14 protein-coding genes are annotated in these 17,450 nt (G+C 35.2%); 11 read left to right on the top strand and 3 right to left on the bottom strand.

Annotated elements, in window-relative coordinates:
- Nucleotides 1-13 precede the first annotated feature (13 nt).
- From ACNQGD_RS04915 to ACNQGD_RS04885, 7 genes are all read left to right on the top strand, one after another.
- Nucleotides 14-679, top strand: a complete 666-nt coding sequence (locus tag ACNQGD_RS04915) for an SCO family protein (RefSeq protein ID WP_417995659.1) — start codon at nucleotides 14-16, stop codon at nucleotides 677-679.
- Nucleotides 680-848: 169 nt separating this feature from the next.
- The gene (locus tag ACNQGD_RS04910) at nucleotides 849-1,088 is read left to right on the top strand and encodes a FeoA family protein (RefSeq protein WP_417992973.1); all 240 of its coding nucleotides are present in this window, start codon (nucleotides 849-851) and stop codon (nucleotides 1,086-1,088) included.
- Nucleotides 1,088-3,187, top strand: a complete 2,100-nt coding sequence (feoB, locus tag ACNQGD_RS04905) for a ferrous iron transport protein B (RefSeq protein WP_417992972.1) — start codon at nucleotides 1,088-1,090, stop codon at nucleotides 3,185-3,187. The genes ACNQGD_RS04910 and feoB overlap by 1 nt, the downstream gene beginning before the upstream one ends.
- A gap of 6 nt (nucleotides 3,188-3,193) precedes the next feature.
- On the top strand, nucleotides 3,194-3,325 hold the full coding sequence (locus ACNQGD_RS04900; protein ID WP_417998497.1) for a FeoB-associated Cys-rich membrane protein: 132 nt from the start codon (nucleotides 3,194-3,196) through the stop codon (nucleotides 3,323-3,325).
- 540 nt (nucleotides 3,326-3,865) lie between these two features.
- Complete coding sequence (locus ACNQGD_RS04895) at nucleotides 3,866-6,571, top strand: TonB-dependent receptor (protein ID WP_470303484.1); 2,706 nt, start codon at nucleotides 3,866-3,868, stop codon at nucleotides 6,569-6,571.
- A gap of 46 nt (nucleotides 6,572-6,617) precedes the next feature.
- The gene (locus ACNQGD_RS04890) at nucleotides 6,618-7,139 is read left to right on the top strand and encodes a YfiR family protein (RefSeq protein ID WP_417998496.1); all 522 of its coding nucleotides are present in this window, start codon (nucleotides 6,618-6,620) and stop codon (nucleotides 7,137-7,139) included.
- Between the two features lie 177 nt (nucleotides 7,140-7,316).
- Nucleotides 7,317-9,731, top strand: a complete 2,415-nt coding sequence (locus ACNQGD_RS04885; protein ID WP_417998495.1) for a PAS domain S-box protein — start codon at nucleotides 7,317-7,319, stop codon at nucleotides 9,729-9,731.
- Between the two features lie 55 nt (nucleotides 9,732-9,786).
- On the opposite strand, the gene ACNQGD_RS04880 is transcribed toward ACNQGD_RS04885, so the two are convergent.
- The 3 genes from ACNQGD_RS04880 to ACNQGD_RS04870 form a co-directional block, all read right to left on the bottom strand.
- On the bottom strand, nucleotides 9,787-10,203 hold the full coding sequence (locus tag ACNQGD_RS04880; protein WP_417992968.1) for a hypothetical protein: 417 nt from the start codon (nucleotides 10,201-10,203) through the stop codon (nucleotides 9,787-9,789).
- Between the two features lie 46 nt (nucleotides 10,204-10,249).
- Nucleotides 10,250-10,903 carry a metal-dependent transcriptional regulator gene (locus tag ACNQGD_RS04875; protein WP_417992967.1) on the bottom strand — a complete coding sequence of 218 codons (654 nt, stop codon included), beginning with the start codon at nucleotides 10,901-10,903 and terminating at the stop codon, nucleotides 10,250-10,252.
- A 142-nt stretch (nucleotides 10,904-11,045) separates the two neighbouring features.
- The gene (locus tag ACNQGD_RS04870) at nucleotides 11,046-12,917 is read right to left on the bottom strand and encodes an Nramp family divalent metal transporter (protein WP_417998494.1); all 1,872 of its coding nucleotides are present in this window, start codon (nucleotides 12,915-12,917) and stop codon (nucleotides 11,046-11,048) included.
- 120 nt (nucleotides 12,918-13,037) lie between these two features.
- Between ACNQGD_RS04870 and ACNQGD_RS04865 the strand changes: the two genes are divergently transcribed.
- From ACNQGD_RS04865 to ACNQGD_RS04850, 4 genes are all read left to right on the top strand, one after another.
- Entirely contained in the window at nucleotides 13,038-15,281 is a 2,244-nt protein-coding gene (locus ACNQGD_RS04865; protein WP_417998636.1) for a TonB-dependent receptor, read from the top strand.
- Entirely contained in the window at nucleotides 15,281-15,748 is a 468-nt protein-coding gene (locus tag ACNQGD_RS04860) for a thioredoxin family protein (RefSeq protein WP_417992965.1), read from the top strand. Before ACNQGD_RS04865 ends, ACNQGD_RS04860 begins: the two co-directional genes overlap by 1 nt.
- A 20-nt stretch (nucleotides 15,749-15,768) precedes the next feature.
- On the top strand, nucleotides 15,769-16,941 hold the full coding sequence (locus ACNQGD_RS04855; RefSeq protein WP_417998493.1) for a lycopene cyclase family protein: 1,173 nt from the start codon (nucleotides 15,769-15,771) through the stop codon (nucleotides 16,939-16,941).
- A gap of 96 nt (nucleotides 16,942-17,037) precedes the next feature.
- Nucleotides 17,038-17,448, top strand: coding sequence for a BrxA/BrxB family bacilliredoxin (locus tag ACNQGD_RS04850; RefSeq protein ID WP_091172289.1), 411 nt, complete (start codon nucleotides 17,038-17,040; stop codon nucleotides 17,446-17,448).
- Nucleotides 17,449-17,450 lie beyond the last annotated feature (2 nt).

Below are 17,450 nucleotides of genomic sequence, written 5' to 3'. Positions count from 1 at the left end.
TTAAAATAGCGTTATGTTAGAATTTTTCAAAAAATACCGACTCTTCTTCGGAGTCTTCATTGTTCTTTCGGCAATCATTTTATCCTTATTTTATTCGGCTTTAAAGCCCAAAAAAACACTCCCAATATATAATCCTGCGGATGTAAATCCTGAATTAGTGGACAGCACCGTTCAATACAAAAGCAAGTATCATACGATTGCTGATTTTTCGTTTGTCAACCAAAACGGAAAAACCATCACCCAAAAAGATTACGAAGGCAAAATATATGTTGCAGATTTCTTCTTTACCACTTGCGGCTCCATTTGTCCAAAGATGACCACTAATTTATTCGATATTCAAAAAGCTTTTGCTACTAATCCAAAGGTAAAATTATTGTCGTATACCGTTTTTCCAGAGACTGACAGCGTTCCCGTTTTGAAGGCTTACGCCAAAAAATACCATGTTAACGAAGCAAAATGGAACTTAGTAACCGGAGACAAAAAAGAAATCTACTCGATGGCCAGAAAATCCTATTTGGCCGTAAAACTGGGAAAACCAAGTGAACTATATGATATGGTCCACACCGAAAATTTTGTTTTGGTCGATACTAAAAAAAGAGTTCGTGGGTTTTATGACGGGACCAACAAAGAAGATATGAAGCGATTAATCGAAGATATTACTTTTTTAAGCAACGAATAAAACGTTTTTAAGACTGCATAAGTCCCTAATAATCTGATTGAAAAATCCAGCAAAACAAACTATTACCCCATTCTTAAAATTATCCAAAAAAACCACAAAATTGATAATTATCATTTTTTTTAGTTTTATAATATGTACTTTTGCAATCTTAATTCAATCTAAATAAGACTTGCAAACTACGATATATTCTCTAAAGAAAGGTGAAAAAGCCATTATCAAAGATTTTGATATTGACATTGTTCCGTTGAAATTATTAGAAATGGGTTGTTTGCCCGGAAATATGGTTGAACTGCTTCAAATTGCTCCTTTTGGCGATCCTTTATACCTTAACATTAATGGTTCACACGTTGCGATCCGAGTGGAAACAGCCCGTGAGATTGAAGTTGAAATACTAAAAAACAACTTATAATGACCAACCAAAATATCAATGTTGCTTTAATCGGAAATCCTAATACGGGGAAAACTTCGGTTTTTAATCAGTTAACAGGACTTAATCAACAAGTGGGAAACTACCCTGGGATTACGGTTGAAAAGAAGATTGGTTTTTGCAAATTACCCAATAATGCCAAAGCGAATATTCTGGATTTACCCGGAACCTATAGCTTGAACGCCAGTTCTATTGATGAAAATGTAGTCATTGAATTGTTACTGAATAAAAACGATAAATTATATCCGGACGTAGCACTTGTCGTTACTGATGTTGAAAATCTAAAGCGAAATTTACTGCTTTTTACCCAAATAAAAGACCTTGAAATTCCCACAATATTAGTCATTAACATGGCCGATAGAATGAAATTTAAAGGAATTACACTTGACATTCCATATCTTGAGGAGCATTTAAAAACAAAAATTGCACTTATCAGTTCCAGAAAAGGTTTTGGAATCGATGAATTGAAAAAACTGATTGTCAGTTACAAAACCATTTCCAGCGAACCATGCCTGAATGCGTCCAGTATTGATCCTGACTATTTCAATACGCTTCGCAAAACATTTCCCAACCAATTGTTGTACAAATTATGGCTGGTCATTACGCAAGACGTAAACTTCTTGAATTTAGATCGAAATGAAATTAGAAGTTCGTTTACCAAATCGCATTCGGATTTAAAGCGTTTGCAACAAAAAGAAACCATAAAACGCTACCAATTCATCAATGATGTTTTGAAAGAAGGATTAAAAATTGACACCACTATTGCTAAAGATTTTCGCAGCAAACTGGATCGCGTTCTAACGCATAAAGTATGGGGCTACGTGATTTTCTTCTTGATTTTGTTTGTCATTTTTCAATCTATTTTCGAATGGTCTAAAATTCCAATGGATTTTATCGATGCTTCATTTGCCTCTTTGAGTACGCTTGCTGCCGAGGGGTTACCGGCAGGAGTTTTAACCAATTTAATTTCACAGGGAATCATTCCCGGAATAGGTGGAATTTTGATATTTATTCCACAAATCGCGTTCCTGTTTATGTTTATTTCTATTCTTGAAGAAAGTGGTTATATGAGCCGAGTCGTTTTTCTAATGGATAAAATCATGCGAAAATTTGGTTTATCGGGCAAAAGTGTCGTGCCGCTTATTTCTGGGACCGCCTGTGCTATTCCTGCAATTATGGCTACCCGAAACATCGAAAACTGGAAAGAAAGGTTAATCACCATTCTGGTAACTCCATTCACCACCTGTTCTGCCAGACTGCCTGTTTATGCCATTATCATTGCATTGGTAATTCCAGACAATCGTGTTTTTGGTTTTCTGAACATGCAGGGAATGACCTTGATGTTGTTGTACGTTTTGGGTTTTGGAATGGCTATTTTTTCGGCTTACATTTTGAATAAAATCCTTAAAATAAAGGGAAAAACATACTTTGTAGTAGAAATGCCGAATTATAAATTACCGCTTTTCAAGAACGTGGGAATCAATGTAATTGAAAAAACCAAAGCCTTTATTTTTGGCGCCGGAAAAATCATTTTAGCGATTTCTATTGTATTATGGTTTTTAGCATCATACGGACCTGGCGAAAAATTCAATAATGCAGAAACAATCGTTACTGAAAACACCAAGCAAAATCCGTTGGCAAAAGCAGCGTTTGAGAATGCTGTCGCTTCACAAAAATTAGAAAACTCCTATATTGGATTAATGGGAAAAACCATTGAACCAGCTATTTCCCCTTTGGGTTACGACTGGAAAATAGGAATTGCCATTATCAGTTCCTTTGCTGCCAGAGAAGTATTCGTAGGAACACTGGCTACGATTTACAGCGTAGGCGGCAGTGATAACGAAGTAACAATAAAAAACAAAATGGCTGCCGAAATCAATCCGGTTACCGGAGAAAAAGTTTTCAATTTTGCTTCGGGAATTTCACTCTTACTCTTTTATGCTTTTGCTTTGCAATGTGCCAGTACACTTGCGGTTACTAAAAAAGAAACCAATTCCTGGAAATGGCCGGCAGGACAATTAATCTTCATGTCTGGATTTGCTTATGTGGTGGCTTTACTGGCTTATCAAATTCTAAAATAAACGGTTATGGATATTCAAGAAATAATTGCTTTTGTAGCTTTGGGAATTGCCCTAGCTTTTTTGATCAAAAAATTCTTTTTCAAAAAGAAAAAATCAGAAAAAAATTGCGGTAGCGGTGATGATTGCGGTTGTAATTAAAATTTGCGGTTTTTGTTTTTAATTTGAACAACTTTAAAACACAATTGGGTTACATTTTCCTTAAAAAAAGCCTTCTTCACCTTACTAAAATCACTTTTTTTGACTAAATTTACTATAGCAAAAATGAATTATTTTAGATTCAAAATAAACTGTTTACTTTTTTTAGTTTAAAAAAAGCTTTCGAATTTAAACTTGAATCTAAGTTGACTTCTGAACATAATTTCAGCTTTTCCCCTCAAGGCATTGAAATTATAGAACTATTATGAATTGGTAATCTACCTACGATTTGACAGCCATAATTTTTAATAAAAATCTACTGACTAATTTATAAATATTTTTAATCTCAATAAAATATTTTTCAGTTTTGTGACAGCCCAACAATGTTCGTTTTTGGATAGACTTTTTTTTAATAATTTGAAGAGAACGACCTCTTAATCTTATAAACATCCTTTTCACGGATTACTTTTTCGCAAAAAAATACAGGAGTAGTTCAATGAAAACTTCTAATACTTATTACGTTGCCATTGATTTCAAACCAAAATGAACCAATATCAACTAATCATGAAAAAGCATGTCATTATATGGTTATTTATGCTAAACATCACGTTTCTTTTTGCACAAAAAGAAATCTCGGGTTTTGTATTGGATAATGCCGGGGTCGCCATGTCTGGTGTTAATGTTACTGAAAAAGGAACAAACAACAGCGTCTCCACTAATATCAATGGTGCATACACGATTACCGTAAAAGAAGGTGCTCTTTTAATCTTTAGTTACTTTGGTTTCTCCAAACAAGAATATGACACAACCGAATCTGTTCTGAATGTGGTTTTATCAGAAGGTGGCGGACAGAATCTCAATCAAGTTGTCGTTACTGGAACAAGAGCCACGCCCAGAAGCAATACCACAACTACACTTCCTATTGATATTGTATCCTCTGGAGACCTGACCGCAACAGGACAAACAACCTTCGACAAAGCATTACAGTACAAAATCCCATCCTTTAACACGGCTCAAACTCCTGTAAACGATGCTACTTCTTTACTTGATCCATACGAAATTAGAAATATGGGACCCAGCAGAACCTTAATACTCATCAACGGAAAACGGAAAAACTTAAGCGCTTTACTATATGTTCAAACCTCTCCTGGCCAAGGGGAAACAGGGGCCGATATTTCTGGAATTCCAATTGATGCGATAGAAAGAATCGAAATCCTTCGTGATGGCGCATCGGCTCAATATGGTTCTGATGCAATAGCCGGAGTATTAAATATTATTCTAAAAAAAAGTGCTGATGATGGTTTAATAACTATTAAAACTGGAAGTACTACTGAAGGTGATGGCGAAATGCTTGGCGTGAGTTTCAACAATGGATCTGCCGCAGGCGACAAAGGTTTCGTAAATTACACCTTAGATTTTTCGAAAGAAAACTTGGCAAACAGACCTGGAAAAGTAGATTCAGATGGAGAGTTTGCTGATTTTGGAGGTACTATTTCAGGCATTAACACCTCCGCAGATATTAAAGCTTTTCTAACAAAATATCCGGATGCCAAAAATATAAATGGAGCTCCAGAAACTGCTGCCGCAAAATTTTTGGTAAACGGTGGATTTAATCTATCCGATGAAACACAAATGTATTATAATGCCGCCTATGTCTATAAAAAAGTAAATTCTTATGCCAATTACAGAACGCCATACTGGGACTATGGAGGAGGAATTACTGTAAACGACCTTCCCTATTTGTTAAAATTTTTTGGTGACGGAACCATTGCTTCATACAAAGGCTATATCCCAACATTCACAGGCGACTTAAACGATTACAATGCCACTTTAGGCTATAAATCAATAAAAAACGGATGGAATACTGACGCCAGCATAACTGTAGGCGGAAACAGACAAGCTTATGCTATAGAAAATTCTCATAACAGATCTGACATTCAAGATGCAAATGGAGTGCATTTATATCGTGAGAACAGTCCCGTTTTTTTCAAACCAGGAGGCGCTTCATTCAATCATGTTGTGGGTAATTTAGATATTTCCAAAGTGCTCTCTGACAAAATCAGTATTGGTTTTGGCTCTGAAGTCAGAACCGAAACGTTCGTAATTAATGAAGGTGATAAAGCTTCTTGGGATGGATTTGGCGCAGACTCATTTGCAGGAAATCGAACTGAGAATTCCGGCAAATGGAATCGTTATAATTTAGGAGGATACTTCGATCTGGCGTATGACTTTACAAAAGACTTTTCAGTGAACGGTACCATTCGTTATGAAGATTACAGCGATTTTGGGGCAGCGACAGTTTGGAAATTGAGTTCCAGATATAAATTTAATAAAGATAAAATTACGGTAAGAGGTTCTATTTCTTCTGGATTTAGAGCGCCGACGTTACACCAAATTTACACGCAAAAATCACAATATTCTTTCGTAGCAGGTCAAGGAATTCAAATTAATGGTTTAATAAATAATATTTCTGCACAAGCGCGTATTTTGGGCATTCCTAAATTAGATGCCGAAAAGTCAATCAATATGACTGTAGGAATAGGCGCTAATCCTTTGAAGAATTTAAATTTCACCATCGATTATTATACCATTAAAGTAAAAGACCGAATCATTTTAGGAGATAAAGTAAATACTCAATTTGGCAGCGTTTCCTGGTTTGAAAATTCATTCGATACAAGGACTTCAGGTTTAGATGTGGTCCTGAATTACGGTACTATAGCATTAGGAACCGGAGCTCTGGCATTCAATTTATCCGGAAACGTAACTCTTGAAAACAAAAGAATTTCTCCCGTTGCAAGTAATAATTTTGGTGCAACACTTGATGCTTTAATGTTTACCTCCAGACCCGAAACCAAATGGATTTTGGGAGCAAATTACAAAATTAGAAAATTTGATTTCTCTATCAACAACACGTATTTTGGAAAAACAACTTTCAAACAAGAAGGCTTAGATTCCAATTTAAGAACGGAGTTTATACCCAAAATAGTCACAGATTTAGGAATTAACTACGCTGCCACAGATAAATTTACCGTAATGCTTAACGTCAATAATGTGTTAAATGTAGTGCCAGAATGGAAATTTAAAGCCGAGAATGAAGCTGGAACTGCTATTATGAATAATCCCGCTCAAGTAAAATCACAATTTAACCTGATTACATTCAATGGTCGTTACTCCCAAATGACCTATCAAGGATATCATTTTAGCCAATTAGGAACTTTATTTAGCTTGTCGCTTATCTATAAATTTTAAATAGATTTTTTTAAATCAGAATAGAAATTCGTTAAAAAACAGAATGATGAAAACTAAAAATCACCTATTTATTTTAAGCGCAATTATCATACTTATGGCCGTAAATACGATTTCTGCCCAAGAGAATTCCGGCGGGAAAGAATATGCCCTGAAAGCGGATTTTCTGTATCGATTTGTAGACTATGTCTATTGGAAAAATTACTCTAAAAAGCAAACTTTCAAGATTGCTGTTCTGGAAGAAAGTCCAATTACTTCTTCGTTACTCACTATTTCTAAAAACAAAAAAATTGAAGTAAAGACATATAAAAATCTGAACGAGTTAGGTTTTTGCAACATTCTGTTTGTTCCCTACAATTGTTCCATTCCTATTGAAACTATTCTTTCTAAATTTTCAGGCAAACCAGTATTGATTGTGACGGAGCAAACAGGTCACGGAAAAAAAGGGGCACACATGAATTTTGTCATGATCGAAAATAAATTAAAGTTTGAAGTAAATCTAAAAGCAATTAATAAATCTGGGATAGGAATCAGTTCCTTCTTGTTACAACATGCTATTATCGTGCAATAATAATAATAATATCAAATTACAAGTTTACATTGTTTTATTTGTGTTTGAATTTGTGTGCTTGAAAACCTTTAAAATTAAAAAGTGTTTAGTGTGTGATCTGGTTTTTTTTTGAATATTAAAAACAATAAATACATGATGAATCTACGTAACATATCAATTAAAAATAAGCTGGTACTCATGCAAGTTTTTACCTCTGCATTTGTATTAGGTCTTTGTATTACTGCTTTTGTACTGATAGACATTAAAGGATTTAAAGACCGGAAAGTGATTAGTTCATTAGCTATTGCACAAGTGGTAGGTTTTAATACTGTTTCTGCTCTTGAGTTTTTGGACAATGCTGCTGCCAATAAAATTCTATCGGAATTAAATGTGCAAAACGACATTTTGAATGCAAATATATTGGACAAAAAAGGCAATGTTTTTGCCTCTTATACAAAACCAGGATCTGATCCCAAGTATCGATTTGCTATTCCCGCCATGAATGAAAAAAACTCTCATTTTACCAATGAAAATCTTTTTGTGTACAGCAAAATCAAAAAAGACAATAAAACAATAGGATTGGTTTGTATCCGATTTGAGCTATCGGAATTAAATAAAATAAAAATGGACATCCTGCGTCTGGGAATCGTGTTATTAGTCGTAGGAATGGGGCTGGCTTTCTTGATTGCAATGATTATTAAAAAATACATCTCAAAACCCTTGTTGAATTTGGTTACCGTGATACAACAGATAAAGGATACCAGTGATTATACCACCCGGATGACAGTTGAAGGAAAAGACGAAATCAGTATTCTTTCATTGGGCCTTAATGACATGCTCTCAACCATCGAAAAAAGAGACAACGAGGTGGCTCAATCCAAAGAACAGTTAAATGAGCAAAATATACTTTTACAATCAGTGATTCAAAATATGGGTGATGGATTAGTCGTAGCGGATGAAAATGGCAAATTTATCATTTGGAATCCTGCTTCTGAAAAAATAATTGGAATAGGCTTACTGGATATACCCGAAGAAAAATGGGCTGACACTTATGGCATATTGTGGCCAGATACAAAAGCTGTTTTAGCCACTGATGACCTGCCTATCGTTAAGGCATTACATGGCGAAGAAGTGGATGATATGGAAATATTTGTACAAAATTATAAAAAAACCGAAGGCAATTTTGTTGTAATATCTGCCAGACCATTAAAAGATTCAGCCGGTAAAATCACTGGTGCTGTGGCGGTTTTTCATGATATCACAGAACGAAAAAATGCAGAAACCGAGATTAAAAAACTAAATGAAGAACTGGAACAAAAAGTAACCGAACGCACAGCCCAATTGGCAGAAGCCATAGAAACACTTCGCAAAAGCGAGGAAAAATATCGTGAAATTGTAGAAAACATAAGCGATGTTGTCCATACATCTGATTACAAAGGATATTTTACTTACATCAATCCTGCGTGTAAAAAACTAACGGGTTATGCTCAAAATGAAATTATAGGAAAACATTTTTCAGAAATTGTTGCACCGGAATGGAGAGACCGTGTGGCAGAGTTCTATTTAAATCAATTTAAACATAAAATAGACGAAACCTTATTCTCCTTTCCCATTATTACCAAAAACAGAGAGCAAAAATGGGTAGAACAAACGGTAATGCAGTTAAGGGAAGGAAATAGAATTACGGGTCATAAATCGATTATGAGAGACATAACAGAACGAAAAGCAGCCGAACAGAAATTAAAAGAAAGTGAAGGTCAATTGCAAACCATATTTAATGAGGCGCCTGATGCTTTGATTGTAATAAATGACGAAGGAATCATCATAAGATGGAATCCGCAAGCCGAAAAAATATTTGGATGGACCATTATAGAAGCCTTAGGCAAACCAATGAGTGAATTAATTATGCCAAAACAACATAGAGACAATCACTTAAAAGGACTTCAACACTTTATAGATACTGGCGAAGGGCCTATTCTTAATAAAACATTTGAAACTACGGCCCTTAACAAACAAAATGTTGAATTTGATATTGATCTAACCGTATCACAAGCTACCATTCTTGGCAAATATATTTTCATTGCTTTTATCAAAGATATTTCATTTAGAAAAAAAATGGAAAATGAGAAAAAAGAAGCCGATAAATTAATGCAACTTAATGAACTCAAATTAAAACTAATTCTAGAAAATATTGGCGAGGGAATTATTGTAACTGATAACCAAAAAAGAATCGTTTTATCCAATCACATGGCCGAAGAAATCATAGGTATAAAACAAGATTCTACATTGCCTACCACACTGGATTGGTCCACTAAATATGATTTGTACTATCCTGATGAGCAAACTGTTTTTCCGGCTCAAAACCTTCCATTGGAAAAAGCGTTAAAAGGGGAATCAACGGATGACGTTGAGATTATAATTGAAGATTCAGAAACGAAAACTAAAAAACGGGTTATCATCAGCGGCAGACCAATAATCGATGAAAATAACTATGTTATTGCCGCTGTTGCGAATATAAAAGACATTACTTATTACAAAGAGCTTGAAGTTGCTTTGGAAGAAAGTGAACAGAAATATCGAAAATTAATAGGATTCAAAAGCGATAAAAAATAGCATTTATTATAACTATTTTTTTTTAAAATGTAATGATTTGCTGTTCTCAAAAGGATTATTTTACGTACCCAATTTTCACATAATAGTTTTTCGGTTTGATTTGAACTCCTTCTTTTGGATAAGGAAAAACACTGAAGTTTTTTATGTTTTTTTGCTTTTCAGGCAAATATTTAGAAAACCATTGTTTATTTTCTTCTTCATTTTTCATCGAAAAAACCATCGTGTGATCTTCCACTAATTTTGAATCTTTGTAAACCGAAACTACAACCGAAGCTTCTCCCGCCCAGATACAAGTCACGCCTTCCGGACAGCGAGAATCAGAAACGACTGCTGCCAAAACCAATTTGAATCCCTTTTTCTTAAGACACTTTTTCTGGGTTATCTTTAGGGATTGAACGTTTTCAGATGTGGCTTTTTGAGCGAAAGTTACCGTACCAAGCATCAAAAGAAACAACAGCAATGACTTTTTCATGTTCTTCATTTTTTAAATAGTATATCCAAAAATAACGTCAAAATTATTACGTCAATTTCACAAAAAGATTACTGGCAATTTTATTGGAGATGGTTAAATCCTTGTTGTCCACTTTTATTTTCAGAGACAAATCGAAACTTTCCTTTCCTATAATTTCAATTTTAGAACCCAGTGCAATTCCTTGTTTATCCAAATATTTTAGAAATTCAGAGGAGGTATCTTTAACGCCTACACAAATCCCTGCTTGGTTTTCGTGTAATTCTGAGAGCAATTGTTTTTCTATTTTAACAATCTGACCATTTGCATCCGGAATAGGATCGCCATGAGGATCTTCGGTAGGATTTCCTAAAAAATCATCTAGTTTGTTGATGAGTTTTTCAGATTTGATGTGTTCCAATTGTTCCGCAATATCATGAACCTCATCCCAAGAAAAATCCAGCTTATCTACTAAAAAAACTTCCCAAAGACGGTGTTTTCTCACGATCATTTTTGCCGCTATTTTTCCGTGGTCTGTCAAAGAAACGCCCTGGTATTTTTTATAATTAACCAAGTCTTTTTCGGCTAATTTCTTTAGCATATCAGTCACTGATGAAGCTTTGGTTTCCATTTTTTCGGCAATCGCATTGGTGCTTATTTCTGAATCTGAAACAATGGTAAGATGGTATATGGTTTTAAGATAATTCTCTTCTGAAAATGTCATTGAATTTTATATTAGTGTTTTTGATTTCGAATGCCCTAGCCCTGATAAAAGCGATATCCTTTTCCTGCTTAAAAAAGCAGGAAAAGATATAGCGAATAGCAGGAAATAGCTCCTGATACTGAAACAAATTCAGCACAAGAATTTAATTTTTAACAATAAGTAACGGAATAGCAATTTTGTGACGCAATTTGTCAACGGTAGTGCCAAAGACTAAATCCTTGAATCCGGTATGACCGTGGGTTCCCATAACCAAAATGTCAAATTCTTCTTTGTTGATGATCTCCGGAATCACTTTATTAGGTTTTCCAAATCCTAATTGCGTAACAACATTAAATCCTTTTTCAGTAAGCATTACTTTGTATTCCTCTAATAATTTTTCATCGATTAGAGTTTCGTGATCATCAACGTTTTCGCCATAAATCATCGCTCCAACCGTTTCTACCACGTGAATCAAAGTGTATTTTGCTTCTATTCCTCCTAATTCAAAAGCATTATTTAAAGCGACTTCATCTGCACTGGAGAAATCTACGGAGACCGCAATATTCTTTTTCGTGTAACTTCCTGATTTAGAAAATCGCAGTTTTAAACTATGCGGTGAATGATTTTGAATATCTATTTTGGTTTTGGCAATAAAAGGCTTGAACACAATATAAAGCAACAAAATCAAGAAACCAATGGCCAAAGGAACTACCGTTAACCATAATAAAAGTGGATTTTCGGAAGTTTCAAGCCATCCTGTAATTTCATCAAAAACCAATTTAGCATTTAATGAAACAATGATGGTTGCAATAACCCAAGAAGCAATTTGAGTAATTTTCCCGATATGAAAACCTTTCATTTTTGATTTATCGCTTACAAAATGAATCAACGGAATAATAGCAAAACCCAATTGTAAACTCAAAATAACCTGGCTCAAAATCAGTAATTTTCCCGTGACACTTTCTCCATATATCGTAATTACAATAACCGCAGGAACAATAGCAATCAGTCGTGTGATGATTCTTCGAACCCAAGGCTGAATGCGTAAATTAAGATAGCCTTCCATCACAATTTGACCCGCCAGTGTTCCCGTAATTGTAGAACTTTGTCCGGCAGCAATCAAAGCTACCGCAAATAATATTGGCGCAAATTTGCTTCCTAAAAGCGGTTCCAGAAAACGATGGGCATCTTGAATTTCTGCGACTTCAAACATGCCGTTTTTATAAAATGTGGCTGCCGCCAATATCAAAATGGCAGCATTCACCAAAAAAGCTAAATTTAATGCAATCGTAGAATCAATGAAGTTATATTTTAAAGCCTGCTTAATTCCCGCAGTCGTTCTCTCGAATTTTCTGGTCTGCACCAATGAGGAATGCAAGTATAAATTGTGCGGCATAACCGTAGCTCCAATAATTCCGATAGCGATATACAATGCCGCTTCATTAGGCATCGAAGGAATTAACCCAAACAACACTTTATCCAGTTCCGGTTGGGCAAATATCATTTCAAAAATAAAAGAAAATCCAATGACAGCAACCAATACAATGATAAAAGCTTCCATTTTACGGATGCCTTTATTGATTAAAAACAATAATAAAAAGGTATCTAAAACTGTAATTAACACCCCTTCAATCAACGGAATATCAAACAGTAAATTAATACCGATTGCCATTCCCAGAACCTCGGCAAGATCGCAGGCTGCGATAGCAATTTCGGCAAGGAAATACAATATATAATTGATAAATGGCGTATAGGTTTCTCTGGAGGCTTGCGCCAAATCACGTTGGGTAACAATCCCCAGTCGGGCACTCAAACTTTGCAACAACAAGGCCATAATGTTGCTCATTAATAACACCCAAAGCAACGCATACCCAAACTGGCTTCCGCCTGCAATATCTGTCGCCCAATTTCCCGGATCCATGTAACCAACACTAATTAAATAGGCCGGTCCAAAAAAAGCAAGGATTTTTCGGAATACTGATTTCTTATTTAATGTGGAAACGGATTGGTTTACTTCTTCTAAAGATTTAGTCATGACATTAAGTTATTGATACAAATGTAATTAAAAAATTTGTTTTGCAAAATATAATTTTTAGCTTTGCCTAAATTTAATTTGAGTATCGTGAAAAAATTATGTGTGATATTTGTTTTTCTGATGTTTAACTTTGGCTATGCCCAAGAAAAAACGAGTCTTTCGGGATTTGTTTCATCAGAAAAAAAAGGGGTTTCGGAGGCTCGTGTTTTTTTAATTGGAACAAAATACACCACCCAAACGGATAGTTTAGGAAATTACAGCATAGTGAATATTGCTGAGGGAAATTATAAAATACAAATTGTTGCAGAAGGGTTTCAAACTTTAAAAAAGAACATTGTGGTCAAAATTAATGAAAACACTATTCTGGATTTTGAACTTTCAAATAATGAAAACCAACTTAACGAAGTCGTAGTTTCCGGAACTTTAAAACCCGTAAAAAGACTGGAAAGCTCCGTTCCAGTTGAAGTTTATTCTCCTGTTTTTTTTAAGAAAAATCCAACGGCCAGTATTTATGAAGCCTTACAAAATGTAAATGGCGTACGACCGCAACTCAATTGTGGCGTTTGCAATACGGGCGATATTCATATTAATGGGCTGGAAGGCCCGTATACTTTAATTTTAATTGACGGAATGCCCATTGTGAGCAGTTTATCCACGGTATATGGATTATCCGGAATTCCAAATTCACTGGTGGAACGAATTGAAATCGTCAAAGGTCCCGCTTCGTCTTTATACGGCAGTGAAGCCGTGGGCGGTTTGATCAATATCATTACCAAAAATCCAACAAACGCTCCCCTATTTTCCGCTGATGTATTTTCTACTTCTTGGTTGGAAACTAATGTTGATTTAGGAGTAAAACTCAATGTAGGCAAGAAAGCTACGGCACTTTTAGGTTTAAATTATTTTAGCTACAATCAAAAAATAGACAACGACGGTGACAATTTTACAGATGTTACGCTTTCTGACCGAATTTCCCTTTTTCAAAAATGGACTTTCGACAGAAAAGAAAATCGATTGTTCACCATTGCGGCGCGCGGCGTTTATGAAGACCGTTTTGGTGGCGATGTGCGTTGGGAGAAAAAACATCGTGGTGGAGACGAAATTTACGGCGAAAGCATTTATACCAAGCGAGCAGAATTGATTGGAAGTTACCAATTGCCGTTTCAGGAAAAACTGATGCTTTCTTTTTCAGGAAATGTACATTTTCAAGACAGTCGGTACGGTAAGACCAGTTACATTGCCAACCAAAAAATTGGTTTTCTACAATTGACTTGGGATAAAAAAATAGGAAAAAATGATTTGCTTACCGGAATTGCCACCCGATACAATTATTACGATGATAATACGCCGGCAACTTCAAAACTGGGAAGTAACAACCCAGAAAAAACGTGGTTACCTGGGATTTTTATTCAAAACGAAATTACATTTACTGAAAAACACAAACTATTACTAGGAATGCGTTACGATTACAACTCGTTTCACGGAAGCATCTTAACGCCAAGAATTGCTTATAAATGGAAATTGGACGATAACAATATCATTCGTTTGAATGCCGGAACGGGTTTTAGAGTGGTGAATTTATTTACCGAAGATCATGCTGCTTTGACTGGCGCTCGTGAAATTGTAATCGCAAATAACCTGAAACCGGAACAATCCATCAATGCAAATTTGAATTATATCAAGAAAATAAATTTTGACAACGGCACCTTTATTGGCATTGAAACTTCCTTTTTCCATACCCGATTCAGTAATAAAATTGTTTCGGATTATGAGACTGATCCCAACCAAATCATTTATGACAACATCAATGGTTATGCGATAAGCCAGGGAATCAGTACGAATATCGATGTCAATTTTCCGAATGGATTAAAAATCATAACTGGCGCTTCTTTGTTAGACAATAAAAACGTTGAAAATGGCCGAAAAGAAACACCTTTTCTGACCGAAAAATTCACTGCAACCTGGAGTGTTTCTTATAAATTTAGGGCTTTAGATTTGAATGTAGATTATACTGGAAATGTGTACAGCCCTATGCAATTGCCAGTTTTGAGTACTCTAGATCCTCGTGCTCCAGAATCGCCATGGTACAGTTTACAAAACATTCAATTCACCTATTCTGGTTTACAGGATTTTGAATTTTATGTCGGAATTAAAAACCTATTGAACTTTTTGCCTAAACAGAATAACCCGTTTTTAATTGCACGGACAAATGATCCTTTTGATAAAAATGTAACCTACGACATGAACGGGCAAGTGTTGGCAACACCTGAAAATCCTTATGGATTGACGTTTGACACGACTTATGTCTATGGTCCAAACCAAGGAATCAGAAGTTTTTTCGGGCTTCGCTATACGTTAAGATAATGAAAAAGAATCTTTACTTACTGTTGTTATTATGCTGTGCGATTCCGGCTGGATTTGCGCAGTTGCATTCGGTTTCGTTCGAACAAATAGACAGTTTGCAATGTATCGAAAAGAGAAAAACGATCGTTTTCATTCAAACCGACTGGTGTCAATTTTGCCATGCGATGAAAAACACCACCTTTAAAAACGGAGAAATCATTACCGAACTCAACAGCGCTTTCTATTTTGTTGATTTCAATGCCGAAGAAGAAAGAACAATTGTTTTTAATAAAACTACTTTTCAGTTTAAACCCACAGGGAACAACTCTGGAACTCATGAACTGGCGATTGCTTTAGGAACAATAAATAAGCAACTGAACTTTCCTGTTTTGTGTGTTTTGAATAGTAAAAATGAGATTATTTTTCAACACAGCGGGTACTTAAAACCAAAGGAATTAAAGCTGATTTTAGCCAAACTAAAAGAATAAAATTGTCTATTTTTGGGGAAATGTCAAATTCCCAAATGAAACACTACGATTATATTTTTACCGGCGCAGGATTATCGGCTTTAATGACCGTGTATAAAATGGTGCAATCCGGAAAATTTAAGAATACAAGTATTTTATTATTGGATGAAAATGCCAAAAAAACAAACGACAGAACGTGGTGTTTTTGGAAAAACAACGATTCTGTTTGGGAACAATCTATTTCCAAAAAATGGGATTCGGCTTTGTTTGCCAATGAAAACTTTCGCAGGGATTTAGACTTAAAGCCGTACCGCTACAATATGGTGAAAGGATTAGATTTTTATACTAAGGTATTTGATTTGCTTTCGAAACAAGAAAACATCACATTTATCCATAAAAAAGTATTGGAAATCGAAGAATCCGAAACTATAATTCTCGTACAAACCGAAAGTGAATCCTTTTCGTGCTCAAAATTATTCAACAGTATTTACAACAGACACATGGCAGAAAGCCAGACAAAATATCCTGTTTTACAACAGCATTTTATTGGTTGGTTTATTAAAAGTGAACAAGCTGTTTTCAATCCCGAACAAGCTACTTTTATGGATTTTTCGGTAGAGCAAAAAGGAAATACCCGTTTTATGTACGTGTTACCAACTTCCAAAACTGAAGCTTTACTGGAATACACCTTGTTTTCGCACCAGCATTTAAAGACGGCGGAATACGAAAACGAAATCCAGCAATACATTGAAAAGCTCGGCATTACAAATTATGAAATCGTCGAAAAAGAGCAAGGCAGCATTCCCATGACGTGTTATCCTTTTTGGAAAGCGAATACTAAAAATGTACTCAATATAGGAACTTCCGGCGGTTGGACGAAAGCCAGTACGGGCTACACTTTTAATAACTCAGATAAAAAATCAAGTGAATTGGTAGCCTTTCTGCAAAGGGAAACCGACTTCACAAAATTTCATAGGAGAACTAAATTCTGGTTTTACGATTTGCTTTTGTTAGACATTTTAGATCGAAAAAACGAATTGGGTTCTTCTATCTTTTCTTCGATGTTTAAGGAAGGAAATCCAACTTTGATTTTTAAATTTCTGGACGAGGAAACCTCTTTATACGAAGATATTCAAGTAATTTTAAAATGTCCAAAAATGCTATTTATTAAAGCTATTTTTCATGTGGCTTCAAAAGCAATGAAACAACAATAAAACTATAACAAAACTTTATAATTCAACTCCTGTTCCTGAATGTAAACTTTGTAACTTTGCAACTTAGAATTAGTATTGATTTAAAATAAAAAAGATATGTATCCAGAAGAAATGGTAAAACCAATGCAAGCGGAATTAACAGCGGCAGGTTTTCAAGATTTACATAGTGCTGAAGCAGTAGAAAACGCAATGAAATTAGAAGGAACAACACTTGTAGTTGTAAATTCGGTTTGTGGTTGTGCAGCTAGAAACGCACGTCCAGGAGCAAAAATGAGTTTAGATGGCGCTAAAAAACCAGACCATTTAATCACTGTTTTTGCAGGTGTTGACAAAGATGCAGTTGATGCTGCCAGACAACACATGTTCCCTTTCCCTCCATCATCACCAAGTATGGCTTTGTTCAAAAACGGAGAATTAGTACACATGCTAGAGCGTCACCACATTGAAGGTCGCCCAGCAGAACTAATTGCTGAAAACTTGAAAGATGCTTTCAACGAGTATTGCTAATT

It is taken from the genome of Flavobacterium glucosi, from assembly GCF_048286535.1.
GTDB lineage: Bacteria > Bacteroidota > Bacteroidia > Flavobacteriales > Flavobacteriaceae > Flavobacterium.
The sequence above is the reverse complement of the archived record's forward strand: the minus strand, read 5'-3'. Positions and strand labels throughout refer to the sequence as shown.